At 44.1% G+C, this 20,502-nt stretch carries 19 protein-coding genes, 3 tRNA genes and 1 rRNA gene; 17 read left to right on the forward strand and 6 right to left on the reverse strand.

Annotated elements, in window-relative coordinates:
* The first annotated feature begins 147 nt into the window (after positions 1 to 147).
* From rrf to A5867_RS04130, 3 genes are all read left to right on the forward strand, one after another.
* A 5S ribosomal RNA gene (gene rrf, locus A5867_RS04120) occupies positions 148 to 263 on the forward strand.
* Positions 264 to 274: 11 nt separating this feature from the next.
* Positions 275 to 348, forward strand: a tRNA-Asn gene (locus A5867_RS04125).
* 168 nt (positions 349 to 516) lie between these two features.
* The gene (locus tag A5867_RS04130) at positions 517 to 1,167 is read left to right on the forward strand and encodes an HAD hydrolase-like protein (protein WP_087626935.1); all 651 of its coding nucleotides are present in this window, start codon (positions 517 to 519) and stop codon (positions 1,165 to 1,167) included.
* Between the two features lie 48 nt (positions 1,168 to 1,215).
* On the opposite strand, the gene A5867_RS04135 is transcribed toward A5867_RS04130, so the two are convergent.
* The gene (locus A5867_RS04135; RefSeq protein ID WP_087626936.1) at positions 1,216 to 1,572 is read right to left on the reverse strand and encodes an iron-sulfur cluster biosynthesis family protein; all 357 of its coding nucleotides are present in this window, start codon (positions 1,570 to 1,572) and stop codon (positions 1,216 to 1,218) included.
* Between the two features lie 392 nt (positions 1,573 to 1,964).
* Here A5867_RS04135 and A5867_RS04140 point away from each other — a divergent pair, with 392 nt between their 5' ends.
* A complete protein-coding gene (locus A5867_RS04140; protein ID WP_005225130.1) occupies positions 1,965 to 2,399 on the forward strand; it encodes a universal stress protein in 435 nt (144 codons plus the stop codon).
* A 355-nt stretch (positions 2,400 to 2,754) separates the two neighbouring features.
* Positions 2,755 to 2,994 carry a hypothetical protein gene (locus A5867_RS04145; protein ID WP_087626937.1) on the forward strand — a complete coding sequence of 80 codons (240 nt, stop codon included), beginning with the start codon at positions 2,755 to 2,757 and terminating at the stop codon, positions 2,992 to 2,994.
* Between the two features lie 95 nt (positions 2,995 to 3,089).
* Here A5867_RS04145 and A5867_RS04150 read toward each other — a convergent pair.
* A tRNA-Thr gene (locus A5867_RS04150) sits at positions 3,090 to 3,162 on the reverse strand.
* A 194-nt stretch (positions 3,163 to 3,356) separates the two neighbouring features.
* Between A5867_RS04150 and A5867_RS04155 the strand changes: the two genes are divergently transcribed.
* Positions 3,357 to 3,430: transfer RNA gene (locus tag A5867_RS04155), tRNA-Asn, on the forward strand.
* 90 nt (positions 3,431 to 3,520) lie between these two features.
* Here A5867_RS04155 and A5867_RS04160 read toward each other — a convergent pair.
* Together A5867_RS04160 and A5867_RS04165 are read right to left on the reverse strand one after the other, a co-directional pair.
* The gene (locus tag A5867_RS04160; RefSeq protein WP_170927491.1) at positions 3,521 to 4,909 is read right to left on the reverse strand and encodes a hypothetical protein; all 1,389 of its coding nucleotides are present in this window, start codon (positions 4,907 to 4,909) and stop codon (positions 3,521 to 3,523) included.
* Complete coding sequence (locus A5867_RS04165; protein WP_087626939.1) at positions 4,906 to 5,295, reverse strand: GntR family transcriptional regulator; 390 nt, start codon at positions 5,293 to 5,295, stop codon at positions 4,906 to 4,908. The genes A5867_RS04160 and A5867_RS04165 overlap by 4 nt, the downstream gene beginning before the upstream one ends.
* A 164-nt stretch (positions 5,296 to 5,459) precedes the next feature.
* Between A5867_RS04165 and A5867_RS04170 the strand changes: the two genes are divergently transcribed.
* From A5867_RS04170 to A5867_RS04195, 6 genes are all read left to right on the forward strand, one after another.
* A complete protein-coding gene (locus A5867_RS04170; protein ID WP_086339168.1) occupies positions 5,460 to 6,476 on the forward strand; it encodes an acyltransferase family protein in 1,017 nt (338 codons plus the stop codon).
* A gap of 119 nt (positions 6,477 to 6,595) precedes the next feature.
* Positions 6,596 to 7,924, forward strand: coding sequence for a C1 family peptidase (locus A5867_RS04175; protein WP_005225135.1), 1,329 nt, complete (start codon positions 6,596 to 6,598; stop codon positions 7,922 to 7,924).
* Between the two features lie 345 nt (positions 7,925 to 8,269).
* Positions 8,270 to 9,658, forward strand: coding sequence for an L-cystine transporter (locus A5867_RS04180; RefSeq protein ID WP_010747447.1), 1,389 nt, complete (start codon positions 8,270 to 8,272; stop codon positions 9,656 to 9,658).
* A 158-nt stretch (positions 9,659 to 9,816) separates the two neighbouring features.
* Positions 9,817 to 10,596, forward strand: coding sequence for a tyrosine-protein phosphatase (locus tag A5867_RS04185; protein WP_074934643.1), 780 nt, complete (start codon positions 9,817 to 9,819; stop codon positions 10,594 to 10,596).
* A gap of 16 nt (positions 10,597 to 10,612) precedes the next feature.
* On the forward strand, positions 10,613 to 11,443 hold the full coding sequence (locus tag A5867_RS04190; RefSeq protein ID WP_074934642.1) for a fructosamine kinase family protein: 831 nt from the start codon (positions 10,613 to 10,615) through the stop codon (positions 11,441 to 11,443).
* Between the two features lie 15 nt (positions 11,444 to 11,458).
* Complete coding sequence (locus A5867_RS04195) at positions 11,459 to 12,217, forward strand: acyl-ACP thioesterase domain-containing protein (protein ID WP_015509041.1); 759 nt, start codon at positions 11,459 to 11,461, stop codon at positions 12,215 to 12,217.
* A gap of 50 nt (positions 12,218 to 12,267) precedes the next feature.
* Here the strand turns inward: A5867_RS04195 and A5867_RS04200 are convergent, their stop codons facing one another.
* Positions 12,268 to 13,236: an asparaginase gene (locus A5867_RS04200; RefSeq protein ID WP_005225140.1), complete on the reverse strand. Its 969-nt coding sequence runs from the start codon at positions 13,234 to 13,236 to the stop codon at positions 12,268 to 12,270.
* 88 nt (positions 13,237 to 13,324) lie between these two features.
* Here A5867_RS04200 and A5867_RS04205 point away from each other — a divergent pair, with 88 nt between their 5' ends.
* From A5867_RS04205 to A5867_RS04215, 3 genes are all read left to right on the forward strand, one after another.
* Positions 13,325 to 14,155, forward strand: coding sequence for a DUF72 domain-containing protein (locus tag A5867_RS04205; protein ID WP_087626940.1), 831 nt, complete (start codon positions 13,325 to 13,327; stop codon positions 14,153 to 14,155).
* 8 nt (positions 14,156 to 14,163) lie between these two features.
* Positions 14,164 to 15,024: a Cof-type HAD-IIB family hydrolase gene (locus A5867_RS04210; protein WP_005225142.1), complete on the forward strand. Its 861-nt coding sequence runs from the start codon at positions 14,164 to 14,166 to the stop codon at positions 15,022 to 15,024.
* Positions 15,025 to 15,120: 96 nt separating this feature from the next.
* Positions 15,121 to 15,645, forward strand: coding sequence for an HAD family hydrolase (locus A5867_RS04215; RefSeq protein ID WP_087626941.1), 525 nt, complete (start codon positions 15,121 to 15,123; stop codon positions 15,643 to 15,645).
* A gap of 71 nt (positions 15,646 to 15,716) precedes the next feature.
* On the opposite strand, the gene A5867_RS04220 is transcribed toward A5867_RS04215, so the two are convergent.
* Positions 15,717 to 17,066, reverse strand: coding sequence for an aspartate kinase (locus A5867_RS04220; RefSeq protein ID WP_005237529.1), 1,350 nt, complete (start codon positions 17,064 to 17,066; stop codon positions 15,717 to 15,719).
* 358 nt (positions 17,067 to 17,424) lie between these two features.
* Between A5867_RS04220 and ezrA the strand changes: the two genes are divergently transcribed.
* Together ezrA and A5867_RS04230 are read left to right on the forward strand one after the other, a co-directional pair.
* Positions 17,425 to 19,146: a septation ring formation regulator EzrA gene (ezrA, locus tag A5867_RS04225; RefSeq protein WP_005225145.1), complete on the forward strand. Its 1,722-nt coding sequence runs from the start codon at positions 17,425 to 17,427 to the stop codon at positions 19,144 to 19,146.
* 186 nt (positions 19,147 to 19,332) lie between these two features.
* Positions 19,333 to 20,475: a cysteine desulfurase family protein gene (locus A5867_RS04230; protein WP_086339394.1), complete on the forward strand. Its 1,143-nt coding sequence runs from the start codon at positions 19,333 to 19,335 to the stop codon at positions 20,473 to 20,475.
* The last annotated feature ends 27 nt before the right edge of the window (positions 20,476 to 20,502 follow it).

Genomic DNA, 20,502 nt, shown 5'->3' on the forward strand with positions numbered 1-20,502 from the left:
GGTCAGAAGTGGAAGGCCAGTGATGGTTGGAGCGGACTGATACTAATCGATCGAGGACTTAACCAAAAAGAAAAAAGCACGTAAACTCGTAGAGTTTTGATTTCTTCGATCCAGTTTTGAGTGAGCAAAACTTACTCAATTGAATAGTGTGGTGGCGATAGCAAGAAGGATACACCTGTAACCATGCCGAACACAGAAGTTAAGCTTCTTAGCGCCGATTGTAGTGAAGGGTTTCCCTTTGTGAGAGTAGGACGTCGCCACGCATTTCAATTTTTCCGGCATAGCTCAGTTGGTAGTAGCGCATGACTGTTAATCATGATGTCGTAGGTTCGAGTCCTACTGCCGGAGTTGCTTGATAGCATCTGCTATCTTTTTTTTTACATAAAATGACAAAAACAAAGACGTTGCCTTTGATGGGGCAGCGTCTTTTTTATTTAGATGAGATCAGAACGAAAAGGAAGAAGTGTTGCTTGTCCTGCTGTTTTTTTCTATACTATTAGAAAAGGAGACGATGGCGTGAGAAAGAAAGTACTTTTTGATTTAGATGGAACGATCATTGATTCGAGTGAAGGAATCTATGGATCGATTCAATATGCGATGGAAAAAATGGGAAAAGAGCAATTAGCGCAAGACGTACTGCGGAGCTTTGTGGGGCCGCCTTTGATTGAATCCTTCCGTGGCTTGGGCTTCGATGAAGCTGCTGCCCAGCAAGCCGTTGCCTTCTACCGGGAAAATTATCGTCAAGCGGGCATGTTTCAAGTCCAACCATATCCGTTGATCGAAGAAACATTGCAGGAGCTGGCGCAGGATCACGATTTGTATATCGCTACGTCGAAACCAGAAGTTTTTGCAAAAGAGATCTTGACCCATCTCAAGTATGATGGCTATTTCAAAGGAATCTATGGGGCGGATCTCGAGAATAAACGTGGGGAAAAAGCGGCCGTTATCCGCTACGCGTTAACTGAGATCGAAAAGGAGCAAAAAGCGCAGCAACCCATCATGATCGGCGACCGCGAGCATGATATTTTAGGGGCAAAAGAAAACCAGTTACCGGCAATCGGCGTTTTATATGGTTTTGGGTCAAAAGAAGAATTGCTTGATGCTGGTGCGATCGCTTTAGCCGCTGAGACACAAGAACTCTTAGCGTTGATTCCAGATTCATTATAGAGAAAAAGAGCTGATAAGCACCTTACAAGGCGTTTGTCAGCTCTTTAGTTACGCATTCGTTTGTTTCAACTGTGGAGAGGATTCCAATAAAAGATTGGTATCCAGATAGCCGCTTTCGTTTTTCAAAATCAAGGTTCCTGAAGTTGGGTGAACATCTAGAATCAGATGACCAGTCAAGAACATTTGATCATAGGTTGATGTAAAGAAAGTAAACTGATTGCTTGAGACTAACTCATTGTATGGGTCTAACAGTTCGTCGATCGGTGTGATCAAAAAACGTTCACCGATCATACAGCATCCAGCTGCTGAAGAAAATTGGTTCGATCCGTCATTACTCGTCAGAATATATAAGTCGTGTCCTTTTGGAAAGCGAGCAGCGGCAGTAGGGGTAATATGTAAGTCCATTTTGCATGATCTCCTTTTTGAAACGAGTGAGCAGCAAACTGTTTCGTTTCGATAATTGTTGATAAACCAAGTGTATCACTCCTCTTAGGGATGTGACAGCAACTTGCTTTTCAACAAACCAAGCTTAAAGTTTTAGCAAGAAAAAGGCGATAATACCGATTATCAGCAAGAAAAGCCCTAAGTACAAGAGCACAGTGACCGCAGCCTGGAAAAAAGAGCGCATTTCTTTCACCTCGAATCATTCTTCTCTTTATTTTACTGCATAATCACAGAGACAAGTAAGGAACTTCACAAATCTTAAAGGAAGTTTTAGGTCTCTTAAGAGTAGACCTTGCCCTTTTTTGTAACGCTTCCATTTTTTGTGGTAAAATAAAGAAAAGGAGGCGATTTGGATGTTACGTAATTGTCAAAATGTACTTGTTGCCTTGGATGGGTCGGATCAGTCAGAAAAAGCGTTCCAAGAAGCACTCGCGATTTGTCGTATGAACAAAGCCAAATTGTATGTCCTCTCTGTTATCAACAATGCTGAGTTATCCACAAGTGCCTATGCTTTTGCGAAAATTTTCGACCAAGAAAAATTGCGTGTGGAAACGGACATGTTGAAAAAAATCTATGATGCCAATCAGCATGGGGTAGAAGATGTTGAGGTGATCGTTGAAGTCGGCGATCCAAAACGCTTTATCATTCATGCAGCAACAGAATTGTACCCGATTGATTTGATCATTATCGGTGCAACTGGTAAAGGTACATTGACCCGAGCTGTCGTAGGCTCAACCACCGATTATGTCGTCAATCATTCGAAATGTACGGTGTTGGTCGTGAAGTAAGAAGTTGAATCAAACGGAAACAGTATGTTATTTTTTAAGTCAGCATAAAGCGTATCCTTTTAAAAAATTCACTGCAGTTGAAAAACTCGCTCTCTTAGCTTTAGGAGAGCGAGTTTTTTGTTGTAAAAAAGATGTGTCTAAAATGGAGCTGTGAGCACCGATTGAAAAATCCGTTTTGTTCGTTTTATAAAAAGATATTTATTTAAATTAATGAAAATGACTATTAGAAGAGATAGTTTGTTACACTTTTAATAAGCAAAGGCTGTAGGAAAAGTATTGGAGAGAGGGGCTGATAATTTACTGAGTTCCACGATTCAGCTGGTTGCAAATGTCTATCATTGAAAAGGAGAATGAAATGAAGCGTGTTGCAGAAAACTATTTGGTTGTTTTTTCGATTCTTTTGCTGATTATATGGCTAGGTTTGATCCAAGTGAAAGAATATTCGCAAGAAGCAGTCCTGGCGATCATTTACTTTATTAATCTTTATACGCTCTTGTTTAAATTTAAAGATGCAGCGAGGATAGTGAAAGCAGTTGTATCTGTCCTACTATTGGGTTTTACGCTCTTATTTCTTTTGTATATCGCAGGGAATTAAGGGCGTACGAATGATTAAGTTCAGAAATTATCGCTATATTTTGGGAATTAGATGCACAAAAAAAAGACAACGTCCGACAAACGTTGTCCTACCAAAGCCACTTGACGGGCTTGAACCGTCGACCTCATCCTTACCATGGATGCGCTCTACCAACTGAGCTAAAGCGGCGTGTTATTTAACACAAGATATAGAATACCGTAAAGGCGCTGCTTTGTCAATGAGATTTTCGGATATTTCTTGAGAAAAACACTTTGCGGGAAGGGAAGTTTCTAAAAGGGGATTTTCTTGAAAAAAAGGAACAAAAAATTGATTTTTGCTCTTGCTAAATTATCTGACTATTTGGTATAGTACAGATAGATTCTTCCGGCATAGCTCAGTTGGTAGTAGCGCATGACTGTTAATCATGATGTCGTAGGTTCGAGTCCTACTGCCGGAGTATCAAAAACGACCTTCGTTTCGGAAGGTCGTTTTTTTGGTTGTGGATAGCCTGGGGATAATGGGTTCTCCAGTTTTTTCTCCAGAACACTCACTCCGCTGAGGAAATCTTCTGGACTAGTTCTTCGTATAAATCCGTCGTTTCGGCGGCTTTTTTATTTGTGTAAAAAACGGTTGGCCCATCTTTGGTGGTGACTTTTAAAATAGGTGTCGAGTTTATGTCCACGAACATTCTGGCAGGATCACCAGCAACGGTAAATTTACCGATTTGGTAACTGGCGGTTCCTACACCCATGGTACGAACACGAGGCGATGGCAAAGCTTCGATCAATTCCACCGTCTCTATATCTGCCAAAGAGACCGTTGTTTTCCCAGTCATTGGTGCATCGAAGGTGACTTCTTGTCCTTGCACTTCACCGGTAATCGCATCAGGAGCGAAATCTAAGCGATACATCGGAATGATGGTACCGACCATTAATACAAGTAAGAAGACAGCGGTGATACCTGAGACGATTTGTCCGCTACGTTTGCCTAGATTGATGCCGATATTCATCCCGACACGGTCAGGAACGAACAGTCGCGCATCATTAGGATTGATGTAAAAACCATATCGCCAGTAAGCATCTTCACCATAATAGCGCGGTTGTCCTGCTGGTTCTAAGAGCTGATCTTGTTTTTTACGCAGATCTAGCAACAAGAAGAAGGTAAAGACGATCAAGAAAACAACCAAAACAACAAAGAGCACTAAGAGGATAGTACTGAATGCTCCAGTAGCGGACATGGATGCCAGCGGGACAGTCAACAAGAGCAGCGTAATGGTACAAGTGACAGCGATCAATAAGGACCAATAGCGCTTTGTTAAATCATTGATGTGCTGGTCGATAGCTGAATCACCGCTGATCCCGCGAACGGGTAAGCGGCTGATGATCACCCAGAGATAGACGAACAGCGCAAAAGTTGCTAAGGAGACGCCGCCCATCAAGTATCCTGTAGAAAGATCAGGCAACTGCCATGCTTGGTACAAACTGATCATCAACAAAATCCCCGCAGGAACGAGGCTATACCACGGCAGCATCCGTTTATTTTTGGCTTGAACGAGTTTGGTATCGATCCGAATCGGATCGATGGGTAGTTCCCATCCATTGGTAAGGATCAATTGCCGCATTTTCCCGATGTAATGCACTTGCACCAGGTAAGCTGTCCCCAGCAAAGCGGCCATATAAAGCCAGAACAGGGTAAGGATGATGGAGTCAGATAAATTGAACAAAAAAAGGAGACTTGCTACACTAAATGTACCAACGATTTGTAAGATACGCTTGCGAAATTCTGTGATCAAGCTGTGGACGCTAGGATCATCCAGATGCTCAGGGGCAAGGGTATTTTCGAGTAAAACATTTTTGTGGGGTTTACTGATCAAGCGTAAACCAAATGCGGTCGTCCCACAGAGGACAAGAGCAATAATGAAAAAAAGATAGGTCATTTGCATTCATTCCTTTCAGGAAATTGGTCCAGCAGTTGTTGAACATCCGTTAAAAGCGCTTGCTTGCTTTTGCCGTGTAAGAGAGCGGTTGCTAGCTGCAGCTGCAAGTTATGGCGATACTCCGCTTCTTGTCCAGAAGTAAACGGTGGTGGCGCGGCAACGGCGGTTCCTTTACGGCGATCCGTGACCAACAAGCCTTCTTCTTTGAGGGAATTGTAGGCTTTTGAGATCGTCATGGTATTGATGCCGATCTCTTCGGCTAATTGACGGACGGATGGTAGCAATTCGCCAGCGGATAAATCGCCTTTTGCGATACCGACAATGATCTGTTCCCGCAACTGCTGGTAGATCGGTTGGTTGCTTTGGGTTTGAATATCAAATATCATCGAAGACAGCTCCTTTGTATTATATATATTAATACAAAGTATACAAAATAGCAACTGGTAATCAAATGAACAAGAATCGTTAGAAAAAAGTAAATAGCTTGTTACAGTTCTGTTTCATGGATCAGGTATCCTTTGACAGATACAACTTAGAGGAGGAACTTTTTATGAGCCAATCGCAAAGAACGGCTTACTTTGATAATGCAAAATTTTTACTGATGATCTTGGTCGTCTTCAGTCACTTACTACAGCCTTTTATCGGCGATCAGAAGTTTTATCATGACCTATATTATTTTATCTTCACTTTCCATATGCCAGCTTTTGTTTTTCTGGCTGGGTACTTTGCCAAACCGTTGACGAAGGGACACAAGCTTCGTGAGCTGATGAAAAAGTTCTTGCTGCCTTATGTCTTCTTTCAGGTGTTTTACACCGTCTATTACTGGTTGATCGGTCTACGGGAGTCGTTAAAAATCCAACTGTTGAATCCGCAATGGGCACTTTGGTTTTTGCTTAGCATGTTCTTTTGGCAGCTCTCCTTGCTGGTCTTTCAAAAAATGTCCAAAAAGCAGGCGATCTTGCTGAGTATCGGCTTGAGTATCTTCGCTGGCTACGTGCCATTTTTAAATCAAGTGTTGACCTTGCAGCGAACCTTTGTCTTTTTGCCGTTTTTCATCATCGGGTTTTATTTTCCCAAAAATGAGATGCGCTTTTTATTGAAACCAAAGATTCGGACCATCAGTTTGCTTTTCTTACCGATCATCTACACCTTTATCGCGTTTTTTCATGGGATGAACAAGTACATGGTTTTTGGTTCCAAGCCTTATGACGATTACTTGAGCTATCCGTTGTTCGGCGGTCCCTTGCGTGCGGTCTTTTTCGTGATCGGGCTGATGGGGATCATCGGCTTTCTGAGCCTCGTGCCTAGAGAGCACCTCTTTTTTACGAAGTGGGGCAAAAACACCCTGCTGGTCTATCTTTTACAGGGGATCTTCATCAAGGGCTTGCGGGCATTAGCGATCACCGACTTGAACCTGTCGGTATTAGGTTTTGTGACGTTGGTGTTAGCCAGTGTTTTACTGACGATCTTGCTAGCTAGTCGTCCGATCCGCTTCCTTTATGCACGATTTGAACGAGGACTATCCTTTGTTTTACTTGGCTTTTTGCTTTTGATGCTAACTCTTTAAATCCTTGATACGAGCAACCGCTCTTAGAAAGATGATCCTTTCATTTTTCTAGGAGCGGTTGTTATTTGAGAGGCAGAGGCGTAAAATGGAAGGAACGGAAAGTGAAAGGATGAAGAAATATGTCAGAAATTTCAAAAAAGACCACCGCTGCCTTTGCGCAAGCGTATCAAGACAATAATAAACAAACGGCACTGCAACGGAGTGTTGTGAAAAATGGGATCACCGCTTCTGCGGAAAACGTGTCAGCAAAAGTCAACAATGTGCCAGTTTTTTCAGTTGATGTGACAACCGGGAAAGTCTCAAACCAAAAACAATCAGGCCGCTGCTGGATGTTTGCCGCATTGAATACATTCCGTCATAAGATGCTGAATGATTTCAATTTAAAAGAATTTGAATTGTCGCAAAACCATACCTTCTTTTGGGACAAATACGAAAAAGCCAACTATTTCTATGAAAATATTTTAGCAACTGCTAACGAGCCTTTAACAAGTCGCAAAGTTGCTTTCTTATTGCAAACACCACAACAAGATGGTGGGCAATGGGACATGATCGTTTCGATTTTCCAAAAATATGGTGTCGTGCCAAAAACGGTCATGCCAGAAAGCAGCAACTCTTCCAATTCTCGTGACCTAAACAATTACTTGAACAAAAAACTGCGTAAAGATGCGGTTGCTTTGCGTCAGCTAGTGGCTGAAGGCAAAACAGCTGAAGACATCCAAACAGCCAAAGAAGCGATGTTGGAAGACATTTATCGTTTCTTAGCGACTTCTTTAGGCACACCGCCAGAAACCTTTGATTTTGAATACCGTGATGAAGACAAAAACTATCACATTGATCGCAACTTAACACCGCAAAGCTTTTATGAAAAATATGTCGGGGTGGACCTTGACGATTATGTCAGCATCATCAACGCACCAACTGCCGACAAGCCTTACAATCAATCGTATACCGTAGAAATGCTAGGCAACGTGGTTGGCGGCAAAGAAGTCAAATACTTGAACGTCGATATGCCGACCTTCAAAAAATTAGCGATCGCTCAATTGGAACAAGGGGAGTCCGTGTGGTTCGGTTGTGATGTCGGTCAATCTTCTACCAGAGATACTGGGATCATGGCATTAGATGCGTATGATATCAACGACCTATTTGACATCGACTTTACGATGACCAAAGCAGAACGCTTAGATTTTGGCGAAAGCTTAATGACCCACGCGATGGTCTTGACTGGCGTTGACTTGATCGACGGCGAATCAACCAAATGGAAAGTCGAAAACAGCTGGGGTGAAAAAGTCGGAACGAATGGCTTCTTCGTTATGAGCGATGCGTGGATGGATGAATACACCTATCAAATCGTGGTTCGCAAAGAGTTCCTGACAGCAGAACAATTGGCTGCCTTTGAAGCAGAACCAACAGTCTTAGCACCTTGGGACCCAATGGGTGCTTTAGCATAAGACAGCAATTTCTAATGATTGCCTGAATATTCTCTGAAATTTTTCAAAAAGATTAAATGGAAAAATAACGAACCAGTTGCCGCAATCCAACCGTTAGGAAAGTAGAAATCCTAACAGTGTGGGGTTGCGGCAACGGTTCTTTTTTTATTTTCTAACAAAAAAGCGGTACCATCCCAGAAAAGTGGGAACTTATTTATTGTAAGATAAAGCAAACTTCTTTAAAATAGAATAGTCACTAATGATGCCACACGTCTCATTAGAGTGAACTGTTGAAGAATGGTCACTGGGAACCTTTACTTCCTCTGACAGACTTTGTCATGTTTATTGAACAAAAGGAGGATTCAAATGACAAATCTGTTAACTATTATTGTTGTTCTACTTTTTGCTGCCCTTATTTATGGGTTCTACTTATTGCAAAAACGTCACGTGAAGTTTTCTACGCGGGTCTTTGCGGCGTTGTTCGTCGGGATCGTTTTTGGTGGCGTGCTGCAGCTGATTTTTGGGACAGGCTCTGACGTTGTCACGCAAGCTCTTGACTGGATCACGATGGTCGGTAGCGGCTATGTAGCTCTCTTGCAAATGCTGATCATGCCCTTGATCTTCGTTTCGATCGTTGGTGCTTTCACCAAGATGAAAGAAAGCGAAAAAATCAAGAAGATCAGTTTTACGGTTCTTGCGACTTTGCTAGGGACAACGGCGATCGCTGCCTTGATCGGAATTGTGATGGTCATGGTCTTTGGTCTTGACGGTGCCAGCTTTACCGAAGGGGCAACGGAAACAGCGCGGATCGCAGAATTAGCGGAACGTTCGACACAAGTCCAAGATCTATCGATCCCACAACAAATCGTTTCCTTCATCCCAAGCAATGTCTTCGCCGACTTTGCGGGTACTCGTTCGACAAGTACGATCGGGGTCGTGATTTTCTCAGCCTTTGTTGGGATCGCCTTTCTTGGTGTCAAACGTAAATCACCGAAAGAAGCGGAAACTTTTGCGAATTTGATGGACAGCTTATATAAAATCGTGATGCGTATCGTCACGTTAGTTTTGCGCCTGACACCTTATGGCGTTTTGGCATTGATGACTAATGTATTAGCTTCAAGTGATTTTGAAGCCATCTTGAACTTAGGCAAATTTATCATCGCCTCTTATGCGGCTTTGATTTTGGTCTTACTTGTTCATTCATTATTGCTGATCGCTGTTCGGGTCAATCCAGTAACGTATTTCAAAAAGGCCTTTCCAGTCTTGAGCTTTGCCTTTACTTCTCGTTCAAGTGCGGGTGCCTTGCCATTGAACATCGAAACCCAAACCAAAGCGTTAGGTGTTGATGAAGCCACGGCTAACTTTGCAGGCAGCTTTGGGTTATCGATTGGTCAAAACGGCTGTGCGGGTGTATATCCAGCGATGTTGGCAACGATCGTTGCACCAACGGTTGGGATCAATGTCTTTGATTGGCAGTTTATCCTGCTGCTAGTTGCAGTAGTTACGATCAGCTCTTTCGGCGTTGCTGGTGTCGGCGGTGGGGCAACCTTTGCTTCATTGATCGTCTTAGGCTCAATGAACTTGCCGATCGCCATCGTAGGCTTAGTTATTTCTGTTGAACCATTGATCGATATGGCACGGACACTCGTTAATGTCAGCGACAGTATGGTTGCGGGAATGGTGACCAGCAGTCGTATCAACGAACTGGATCGTTCGATCTTAGATGATTCTGCCGCCGTGATCGAAGCCGAATAGAAACATTTTGTAACAAGCGAAAGCAAAGAAAGACTGCGTGTGGTCTTTCTTTTTTTTGTCCGTTAAAGCTCAGCTCATAGAAAAATCTAGGTTTCAGTGCCCTTAATAGCGAAGTTTCTGCTATACTTTTAACTAGAACATCGCGGGAGGGATAAGCAATGACACAATTGATTCAACTAGAACGAGCAGCAAACGTCAGAGAACTTGGCGGCTATCAAACGACAAACGGCACGACGATCAAACGAAAAAAATTGATCCGCAGTGCGGCGATCAATGAATTGACTGCTTCAGATCAAGCAGTACTGGCAAACTATGGGGTCAATCAGGTCATTGATTTTCGCTCTATCGCTGAAGCCAATGCACAGCCTGATCGACCAATCGCCACAGCAAAGCAGCTTTTTTTACCTATTTTTAAAGAAGACGAAACGATGGTTTCCTTGTCGCCAGAAAGCTTGAAGCAGCGCTTGGAAGATGGGGAAGATGCCGAAGAGCAGATGAAAAAAGTCTACCGTCACTTTGTTGAAAGCGACTATGCCCGCCAACAATATCGGCAGTTTTTTGATCATGTGATCGCCAATGCGGAAGGCGAAGGTGCAACCTTGTTCCACTGTACCGCTGGCAAAGATCGCACAGGCTTTGGCGCCTTTTTATTGCTGCATGTGTTGGCGGTGGCACCAACGACGATCAAAGAAGATTATTTAGCAACCAATCGCTATTTAGCGCCAATGCTAAAAGAAAAATTTGCCCCAATGACCCAGCATTTGCCGCAAGAACTGTTAACGGCGATCACGGTTTTGATGAGTGCCAAAGAGAGTTTTCTTGATGAAAGCTTGGCTGCGATCGATCAGCACTTCGGTTCGGTTGATCAGTATCTCCTGCAGGGACTAGGGCTGACGAAAGAAGAGCAAGCGTATTTGAATGCCCAACTGACTGAGTAAAGAAAGGGAGATCCGTATGGAGGAAGCATTGTTCGCAGCAATCGGGATGACCGGCTCGCTGACGCCCATCAGTGGTGGGGATGTCAATCAAACGTATCGTTTCACTACAGCAGAAAATCGCTATTTTTTAAAGACCCATCCTCATGTTTCATCGGTGTTCTTTCAAGCAGAGATCAACGGCTTAGCTGAATTAGCCCCTTTCGTGCGGGTGCCAAAAATCGAACGTCTCGGTCAGACCGAAGAGAGGGCATTTTTATTGATGGAATGGATCGATGGTGGGGAAGGACAGCAGCGACGCTTAGGTCAAAGCTTGGCTCGGCTTCATCAGCAGACGCAGGAGTCTTTTGGGTTTTACGAAGACAATTACATCGGCTTTTTGCCGCAAGTCAATCCGAAAACCACCGATTGGCTTGATTTTTACACAGTCTGCCGTTTGGATGTGCAAGTCGAACTAGCGAAGCTGGGTAACCGCTGGCATGCCAAACGGGAAGCTGCTTATCTGCGTTTGAAAGAATTTTTGCATGAAAATTGGCGTGATCGCAGCGTCACACCTGCTTTATTACACGGTGATTTTTGGCGGGGGAATGTGCTGTTCGATCAGCAAGGAGAACCAGTGTTTCTTGATCCAGCAGTCGCTTATGGGGATCGAGAAATGGATATTGCGATGTCCCAGCTCTTCGGTGGTTTTCGTCAGGAATTTTTGGAAGGCTATCAAGAAGTCTATCCATTAGATGAGGATTGGCAAGAGCGACTGCCAGTGTATCAATTGTATTATTTATTAGTCCATTTGAATCAGTTTGGCGAAAGCTATGGACCAAGTGTCGATGAAATATTGAGTCGTTTTTAGGAGGCAATTAGAACTATGGCAGCAAAGTATCAAACCACGCATGAAGTGGCGTATTATGAATGTGATGTCAACCAAACGATGACGTTTCCAGCCATGCTAGGCATCGCCATCAAGACATCAGAAGAACAAAGTGCGGCGTTAAACCGCGGACCAGAAGTCATCGCTAGTTATGGCTTGACCTGGATCATTACCAGCTATCACATAACGGTGACTCGTTTGCCGCGCGTAGGGGAGCAGATTCAAGTGGCGACCCAGGCGAGAGAATACAATAAATTTTTCTGCTACCGTTACTTTTGGTTATTGGCAGAAGATGGAACGGAACTGGTCAAAATCGAGGCGGTTTTTGCGTTGATGGACCCTGAGACGCGCAAAGTCAGCAGTGTACCAGATGAGATCGTGGCGCCTTTTGGCAGTGAAAAAATCAAGCGAATCAAACGCTACCCGAAGATCACCCCTATCACGCAAGGACAATTTTTGCCGTATCGGGTGCGTTTCTACGATATTGATAGCAATCAGCATGTCAACAATGCCATGTATTTCAATTGGCTGATGGACGTCTTAGGCTATGAGTTTTTAACAAAACATGAAGTGACACAAGTGACGATCCGTTTTGATCGGGAAGTGGCTTACGGCCATTTGATCGAAAGCCATTTTCAAATCAATGAAAAGACAGTCGATGAAGCCGGCGAGGCTGTGCCGCTGCAAACGATCCACGAGATCAAGATCGGTGAGGATACTTACTGCGAAGCCATCTTTACTTGGCGAGAAAAATAAAACAACCCTTTTGCCTCCATTAGCGGAATGGCAAAAGGGTTTTTGTTTGGTTAATTCTCCATGAAATCAGGCAGTTCATCCATGGTCAACCCACGGTTTTTCGCTATCAGCAATTTGATGCGGGCTTTTTGGCTATTGATGCTATTGCAGAAAATCACCCCAAGAGCTTGCAATTCGATCCCGCCACCTAAGTAGTCATAGACCGGCTCGGCAACGCCGTTGAAGCAGCGAGAAACTAAGACGACTGGAATATTTCTAGCGATCAATTTTTTCAAAGGCTCTATGGTTTGCGGCGGCAAATTGCCAGCGCCTAAAGCTTCGATCACTAGTCCATCGATCAGCGAGTCGGCTAAAGCATCGAACAATTCCCCAGTCATTCCCGCATAGGCTTTGACGATCGGAAACAGACCATCGACACGATCAACATCCAAATGGCGGTTATTTAACAGCTCTTGCATGAACAAGATACGGTGCTTTGTGACTAAGCCGATCGGACCTAATGTCGGGGTGCGGAACGTCGCAATATTGGTGGTGTGGGTCTTCGTAACATAACGTGCGGAATGGATCTCATCGTTCATGACGACTAAGACGCCTTTTCCTAAGGCATCAGGTGATTTCGCCACCCGAATCGCACTTTCAAAGTTATAAAGCCCGTCACTGCCGATTTCATTACTTGAGCGCATGGCGCCAGTCACCACGATCGGTAACTGACCGCCGATTGTGGTATCTAAAAAGAAGGCTGTTTCTTCCAGCGTATCGGTTCCGTGAGTGATCACGACCCCATCGACACCGCTTAAATGCGCCAGCTGGATACGTTCTTTCAGCTGCAGCATTTCTTTTGGGGTCATATGAGGACTGGGAATATTAAAAATGTCTTCGACGATCAATTCAACATCGTCGTCTATGTGGATCGGTGCATCCATCAGCGGATTGCTGACATCAGGGCTGACGCCGCCTGTCAGGGTGTCTTCTTTCATGGCGATGGTGCCGCCAGTGTGCAACACGAGAATTCGTTTCATTTTTTCATCACCTGCAATGATTTATTTACTCTTAACTCAAAACTATTGTATACTATTAAAATAAGAAAACAAGGAGCGATGGGAAAAAATGATTCGAATTGGTTGTACCACATTTAGTGAACATGGCAGTCTCGTGCAAAGAAAAAACTCGAAATTATTTGAGTATGCCCGTTATTTTCCGTTAGTTGAGCTGGATACCACCTATCATTTTTTGCCAAAAGAAAAAGACGTGCGCAACTGGTTGACCCAGATTCCCGAAAATTTCCGCTTTGTGTTGAAAGTCCATCAAAGTGTGACTACCCAAGGGGATTTGCCAGATCAGTTGACCATGACCGAAGCACTGCAGCTTTATAAAGAAGCGATCGCGCCAATGGTAGAAGCAGGCAAACTCTTTTGCCTATTGGCGCAGTTTCCCAACAGCTTTAAATGTACGAAAGAAAATGTCGCCTATTTAGACCAAGTGCGAGAATGGTTTGCGGGCTACCCAGTGGCGATCGAGCTGAGAGACAGCAGCTGGTATCAGCCGAAACTGTATCCTGGAATGATCGATTATATGAAGCGAAAACAGTTTTCCTTAGTAGTTGTTGATCAGCCGAAAAAGCTATCGACTACCATTCCCCTTGATCCAACCGTGACCAATCCCGCGTTTGTCTTGTGCCGTTTTCATGGACGCAACGACAGCGGCTGGACAGCGACGGGACCAGATGCCAAAAATCTGCGGACCTTGTATCGTTATGACCAAGCCGAACTAAGGGAGTTAAAACACGCAGTCCAAGCCATCGAAGCCAATGCCAAAGAAGTCGCAGTGGTCTTCAATAATAATGCCGGTCGTGATGCCGCTGACAATGCTCGCGCATTGATCGATGCGCTGCAGATCGATTACGAAGCATTAAATCCTAATCAGTTGAAATTATTTTGAGGAGTCATATGATAAAAGCAATCTTTTTTGATATTGATGGCACGCTGATTGCCAGCAACGGCAAGGCGCTTGCCAGTACCCGTGAAGCCATCAAACAAGCCCAAGCCAATGGCGTCCTCTGCGGCATTGCCACCGGACGTGGTCCGGTTGATTTAGAGAAGGTGATCGATTACTTGTCGTTAGACATGTTTATCACCTATAATGGCCAATATGTCTACACGAAGGAAAACTTGATTTATGCTAAACCTTTTCCAAAACAAACGCTGGAAGCGATCGTAGAATACGCAGATGAAAATTACCGCCAAGTCATGTTTGGCGGAGAAACGCAAGTGGCTGGCAGCTTAACGATCCGCTTAAGCCAATCACCCGTCATGCAGCGCTACTTACGCTATGTACCGAAAAAATTTCCCGTCGGTTTTTTAAAGAAAGTCTTGCAGCGCTTTAGTCCCAATCGCAACGCCAAACGCTATGAATCGTTGGATATTTTACGAGAGCCCATCTATCAGTGCATTATGCTGAGCCCTGAATCAGAGCGCGAAAAATTACGGTCCAAGCTGCCGCAATGTGATTTTAAGCGATCCAATGCTTATTCTGTTGACATCGTGCCGAAAAACGGTTCGAAAATCAAAGGCATCAAAGAGTTTTTGGCCTATGAAGGGATCGCGATGGAAGAAGCGATGGCATTTGGGGATCATTTTAATGATGTGGAAATGTTAGAAGGCGTGGGGATCGGGGTTGCGATGGGCAATGCCCAGCCCATCACTAAAGCCAGTGCTGACTTTGTGACGGATACTAACGATCATGACGGCATCAAGAAAGCCTTGATCCATTTTGGCATTATTGCCGAGGATGCCCAAGCCAGGGAATGAAAAAAATAAGCAAGTAGCCAATCTATGAAGCAACGTAGAAGACAGCGCAGAACCATAAAACAAAACCATGAGAAAAAGCAGAAAGAAGCGAGCAAAATGAGTCCATTTGAAATGACGGAAGAGTTTCATAAAACCTTTGATCCAACGCGACCGCCATATCCACAAGCTTTTTCAGCGGAAAAAGCCCAGTTTCGTGCTGGTTTTAAAATTGAAGAATTAGTTGAGTTCCTTTATGCTGCCAGCAACAATGACGAAGAGACCTTTCAAGCAGGTCTGGAGCATTTGCATCAAGCGATCGATCAAGCCCAAGCCAAGCTGGCTGCCAAGCAACAGCCTGTCAGTGATTCTCTAGTAGAACAAGTCGATGCGCTTTGTGATCTGCTGTATTTTACCTATGGCTCGTTTTCACTGTTAGGGGTCGATCCAGCGCCGATCTTGGCTATCGTTCATGACGCCAACATGGGAAAACTTTTCCCAGATGGGCAGCCTCATTATGATCCTGAGACCCACAAAGTCATGAAGCCGAGTGATTGGGAAGAACGGTTTGCTCCTGAACCGCGAATCAAGGCAGAAATCAACCGCCAATTGGCACAAAAACAAGCCCGAGAATCGTCAGAATAAAAACCAAACGTGCCAGTTGCCCGTTCCGATTGCTTATCAGCAAAAGGAGTGGTGCAACTGGCACGTTTGGTTTAATCAAAGAAAGTGTAGTAAAGGGTTCTGACAGCGGCTTTTTCTTGTTCTTTGTGGATACCGAACATGATGCTGACCTCAGAGGACCCTTGGTTGATCATCTCTAAGTTGATATTTTTCCGCGCAAGGGCAGCGGTACTGTCGGCAGTGATCCCGACTCGCTGACGCATTCCTTCACCAACGACGACGACCATGGATAGATCGTGGGTCATTCGCAGTTCATCGGGATCGATCTCGTAGGCGATCTTGCGCAGCAGTTCTTCTTCCAATACTGGATTCAACTGGTTGGAGCGCATAATGATCGAGATATCATCGATTCCTGAAGGCATGTGTTCATAATTTAAATCAAATTCACGGAAAATCTCTAAGACCCGTAACGTGAACCCAACTTCGCGGTTCATCAAGTATTTGCGGATATAGATCATACAAAAGCCTTCGTCACTGGCAACGCCGATCACGGGCTGATCCAAATTGTCTCTCTGGTTGGTGATCAAGGTACCAGGATGACTTGGATTATTGGTGTTTTTGATCACCACGGGAATTTTCGCATGGTATGAAGGCATCAAGGCCTCATCGTGCAACACAGTAAAGCCTGCATAAGACAGCTCTCGCATTTCTCGGTAGGTCACTTCTTTGATGGACTCTGGATGATGAACATAGCCTGGATGAGCAGAAAAAATCCCATCGACATCGGTAAAGTTTTCGTACAATTCTACTTGCAGACCAGCCGCCACGATGGCACCAGAAATATCTGATCCTCCTCGAGAGAAGGTACAGATCTCGCCGGCTTCTGTGTAGCCAAAGAAGCCAGGAATCACTAAGATTTCAGGACTGTCGCGCCATTGGGCGATCTTGGCGTACGACTTGTTCAAGATACGGGCGTTTTGAGGTTCATCCGTCACCAGCAGCCCAAGTTCTTGCGGATTCATGTAGCGAGCAGCTAACCCACGGCTTTGTAAAATCCCTGCGATCAATTTGGCGTTGTTGTCTTCGCCGCTTGCCAAGACTGTATCATAAAGATGCGGATTGTCTTGGGTAGGCAGTGTTTGAAAAGCCGCCAATGATTGCCAGATGCGATCTAAATGGACTTGTTCGATACCAAAGGGGGCGGCGATCGCTGTATAGCGGGCATAGATTTCTTCTATTAAATCAGTGATTTCTTCTTGGGCACACAGACGGGTACAGACAGCTAGTAACAGATCGGTGACTTTCTGATCGTCGCTGGAACGCTTACCAGGCGCTGAAACAACAACAAACCGTCTTTTAGGATCACTTTCAATTATCGCAACAACTTTTTCGACTTGTTCGGCTGAGGCAAGGGAACTGCCTCCGAATTTTGCTACTTTCATTTGACATTACTCCTGTTCAAGCTTTTTACTAGAGTACAGTTTCAATAGGGAGAAATCAAGCGGTTTCTTGAAAAAAATCGGAAAAATCAGAAAAAAAGTCACTTGTTGATGTAAATTTCACGATTTGTTTTCATTATCGCTGGAAAAGCCGTGATTTATTTTATACGATGCGAAAAAAGTCGATCTTTTTTGCCTCAATCTAATGCTTGATTTTTTTCTTTATGCTATAATCTAGCGTAGATGCTTTTTTATAAAGGGACTATCTGTCCTTTTTATACTCAACGAACTTATCAATCAATCTGCTGATCAGCAGGTTTTAGACGAAACATGTATATTTGAAAATTGGAGGAACCACAAAATGGGAACTAATATCATCTTTGGAATTGTCATTGCCATCATCATCATCGCAGCGGTCTTGTATGCAATTGGCTTTTTCATGCGGAAGAAAAACCAAGAAAAGCTGAATGACTTGGAAAAACGCAAAGAAAATCTGTTTGACTTGCCGGTGATCGAAGAAGTCGATGAAGTAAAAAGAATGCACTTGGTTGGTCAAAGTCAAAACACCTTCCGTGAGTGGAACCAACAATGGACAGATATCTCCACAAAATCTTTTGCTGAACTTGAAAGTCAAATCTTTGAAGTGGAAGAGCTGAACGAACGCATCCGCTTTTTTAAAGCAAAAGGGGCGATCGTCCAAGCCGAAGCGACCATGGACGAGATGGAACGCCAAGTGGAAGAGATTCGCGCAGGCTTGAAAGAATTACGAGAAAGTGAAGAACGAAATTCACTGGAAGTTCAAAAAGCGCTGGACGTTTACGAAGACTTGAAGAAGAAGCTGCGGGATCAAGGCGAAGAATTCGGTCCTGCTTACAATGAGCTGCAAAAACAAATCAAAAACATTGAAATTGAGTTCACCCAATTTGTTACCTTAAATACTTCAGGCGATCCTGTGGAAGCACGGGAAGTGTTAGACCAAGCGGAAAAACACACCTATGAAGTGGAAGACCTAATGAAACGGATCCCAGCGGCGTACGAAGAATTAAATCGTACCTTCCCTGATCAGTTGAAAGAAATCCAAGAAGGTTATAAAAAATTATTAGAACAAAAATATGTGTTCCCAGAAGCAAACTTCCAAGAAGAAATCAACCGTGTGAAAAAACGGGTTGAAAACTCCATGAACGATCTAGCGAAAACAGAAGTCGCTTCCGTTGAAGTGGCAAGCCGTGATACTGCAAGTGATATCGATGCCTTGTATACGGTGATGGAACGTGAGATCAATGCCAAGAAATATGTCATGAAAAATCGTCAGATCATCGAAGACTACATTGACCACGCAACGAAGAACAACCGTCAGTTGTTGATCGAGTTGGATCATACGGCGCAAAGCTATACTTTGAATCATAATGAATTGGGTCGCGTCCGCGGCTTCCAAACCGAAGTGGACGAATTGGCTCGCCGCAACAACGAGTACTTACCGAAATTGGAAAAACATGAGATTCCTTATTCAGAAGTGCAAAGCTTCTACAAAGATGCCTACAAGATTTTGGATGATGTGGAAAGCCAGCAAGTTGAAATCGATGATTCTCTTGCGGAATTACGTCGTGGCGAAAAAGTTGCACAAGAAAAAGTGGAAAGCTTCGAATTCCGTCTACGCAACTTGAAACGGTTTGTTGAGAAACAACGCTTACCTGGTTTGCCAGGCGAGTATTTAGAATTCTTCTTCGTGGCAACGGATCGTGTCGAAGAATTAGGCAAAGAATTGAACAAGATTCGCATTAACATGCAAGAAATCAATAAATTGGTTTCTGTCTGTGAAGAAGATCTTGATCTTTTAGATGAACAAACAAAAGACTTAGTGGATGCTGCGGCATTGACTGAGCAAATGATGCAATATGCCAACCGCTATCGTCATTCTCATCCAGATATCAAGGCAGCGATCGACAAATCACTTTACTTGTTCAGTAAAGAATATCGCTATCAAGATGCGCTAGATGAAATCGGCACAGCGTTGGAACGAGTAGAACCAGGTGCCTTCAAACGGATCGAAAACTTCTACTTCAATAACCGCGACTTAGTATAATACGAAAGCCAGCAGTGAAAAACTGACTGGCTTTTTTCATGGAAAGAATGGCTCGCTGCATGAGTACCGCTTACGAAGGAAGGAAAAGTTTCCTTTAAAAAAAGCCAAAGCCGACGAGTCACCTTGAAACTCAGCTCAAGAGCAGTTATAATGGGAAAGAATTTTTTTAGAGAAAGGGTCCTATCATTGATCTATTTTGACAACAGTGCAACAACCGCTATTTATCCACAAGCTTTAAATACATATGTCCAAGTCAGTCAGCGAATTATCGGCAATCCCTCAAGCCTGCATGATTTAGGAAATCAAGCCAATCGTCTGCTGCAGCAATCTCGTCAGCAGATCGCCGATCTGTTAAACGTTTCTTCCAAAGAGATCGCATTTACCAGTGGGGGGACTGAAGGAGACAACTGGGTCATCAAAGGGACTGCTTTAGCGAAAAAAGCCTATGGGAATCACCTCATTATTTCCAGTATTGAACACCCTGCCGTCAGTGAAACAGCGGCTCAATTAGCCGAGTTAGGGTTTGAGGTCAGTGTTGTGCCTGTCGACGCCCAAGGCTTTGTCAACGTGTCTGAATTAGCAAACCTGATTCGCAAAGAAACGATTTTGGTTTCGGTGATGGCGGTCAATAATGAGGTAGGGTCGATCCAACCGATCCATGAGATCGCAGCTGTGCTAGCTGACCATCCAACGATCCATTTCCATGTAGATGCCGTCCAAGCCATCACAAAGGTGCCGCAAGAACAATGGTTCAATGAGCGGGTCGATTTTGCCGTGTTCTCTGCGCATAAATTTCATGGACCTCGTGGCGCAGGCTTTATCTATTGGAAACAAGGCCGTAAGCTGGCGCCATTGATGACCGGCGGTGGGCAAGAGCAAAACCAGCGCAGCGGTACCGAAAACGTACCAGCAATCGTTGCTATGGCAAAAGCCCTACGTTTAGCGACAGAACAAAAGGCTGAAAAGCCGAACCATGTTCAATTATTAAAAGGCTATTTGCAAGAAGCACTGGCTGGGTACGAGAAAGTCACGCTTTTTTCTGGCACAGAAGGGTTTGCGCCGCACATACTTTGTTTTTCATTAAAAGGGATCCGAGGAGAAGTCTTAGTCCATGCCTTTGAAGAAAAGCAGATCTATCTTTCGACGACGAGCGCTTGTTCCTCCCGTAAAAAGATGGCCAGCAGTACGCTTCATGCGATGCACGTTCCAGAACAGTTAGCAACATCGGCTGTTCGTATCAGTTTAGATGAGAGCAATACAATGGCAGAAGTCGAGCAGTTTCTGATCGTCTTCCACCAGTTGTACCAAAAATTTTCGAAAATCAATTAAGCACGACAGACCACTATAAAATCAATC

Origin of the sequence: Enterococcus sp. 6D12_DIV0197 (genome assembly GCF_002174385.1) — a bacterium.
GTDB lineage: Bacteria > Bacillota > Bacilli > Lactobacillales > Enterococcaceae > Enterococcus_D > Enterococcus_D casseliflavus.

Excerpts from the sequence above, each read along its gene's own strand:
- A5867_RS04140 (WP_005225130.1), top strand. The coding sequence starts at position 1,965 with ATGTTACGTAATTGTCAAAATGTACTTGTTGCCTTGGATGGGTCGGAT.
- A5867_RS04185 (WP_074934643.1), top strand. The coding sequence starts at position 9,817 with ATGACACAATTGATTCAACTAGAACGAGCAGCAAACGTCAGAGAACTT.
- A5867_RS04215 (WP_087626941.1), top strand. The coding sequence starts at position 15,121 with ATGAGTCCATTTGAAATGACGGAAGAGTTTCATAAAACCTTTGATCCA.
- A5867_RS04170 (WP_086339168.1), top strand. The coding sequence starts at position 5,460 with ATGAGCCAATCGCAAAGAACGGCTTACTTTGATAATGCAAAATTTTTA.
- A5867_RS04175 (WP_005225135.1), top strand. The coding sequence starts at position 6,596 with ATGTCAGAAATTTCAAAAAAGACCACCGCTGCCTTTGCGCAAGCGTAT.
- A5867_RS04200 (WP_005225140.1), bottom strand. The coding sequence starts at position 13,236 with ATGAAACGAATTCTCGTGTTGCACACTGGCGGCACCATCGCCATGAAA.
- ezrA (WP_005225145.1), top strand. The coding sequence starts at position 17,425 with ATGGGAACTAATATCATCTTTGGAATTGTCATTGCCATCATCATCATC.
- A5867_RS04210 (WP_005225142.1), top strand. The coding sequence starts at position 14,164 with ATGATAAAAGCAATCTTTTTTGATATTGATGGCACGCTGATTGCCAGC.
- A5867_RS04160 (WP_170927491.1), bottom strand. The coding sequence starts at position 4,909 with ATGACCTATCTTTTTTTCATTATTGCTCTTGTCCTCTGTGGGACGACC.
- A5867_RS04205 (WP_087626940.1), top strand. The coding sequence starts at position 13,325 with ATGATTCGAATTGGTTGTACCACATTTAGTGAACATGGCAGTCTCGTG.
- A5867_RS04190 (WP_074934642.1), top strand. The coding sequence starts at position 10,613 with ATGGAGGAAGCATTGTTCGCAGCAATCGGGATGACCGGCTCGCTGACG.
- A5867_RS04165 (WP_087626939.1), bottom strand. The coding sequence starts at position 5,295 with ATGATATTTGATATTCAAACCCAAAGCAACCAACCGATCTACCAGCAG.
- A5867_RS04135 (WP_087626936.1), bottom strand. The coding sequence starts at position 1,572 with ATGGACTTACATATTACCCCTACTGCCGCTGCTCGCTTTCCAAAAGGA.
- A5867_RS04145 (WP_087626937.1), top strand. The coding sequence starts at position 2,755 with ATGAAGCGTGTTGCAGAAAACTATTTGGTTGTTTTTTCGATTCTTTTG.
- A5867_RS04220 (WP_005237529.1), bottom strand. The coding sequence starts at position 17,066 with ATGAAAGTAGCAAAATTCGGAGGCAGTTCCCTTGCCTCAGCCGAACAA.
- A5867_RS04180 (WP_010747447.1), top strand. The coding sequence starts at position 8,270 with ATGACAAATCTGTTAACTATTATTGTTGTTCTACTTTTTGCTGCCCTT.
- A5867_RS04195 (WP_015509041.1), top strand. The coding sequence starts at position 11,459 with ATGGCAGCAAAGTATCAAACCACGCATGAAGTGGCGTATTATGAATGT.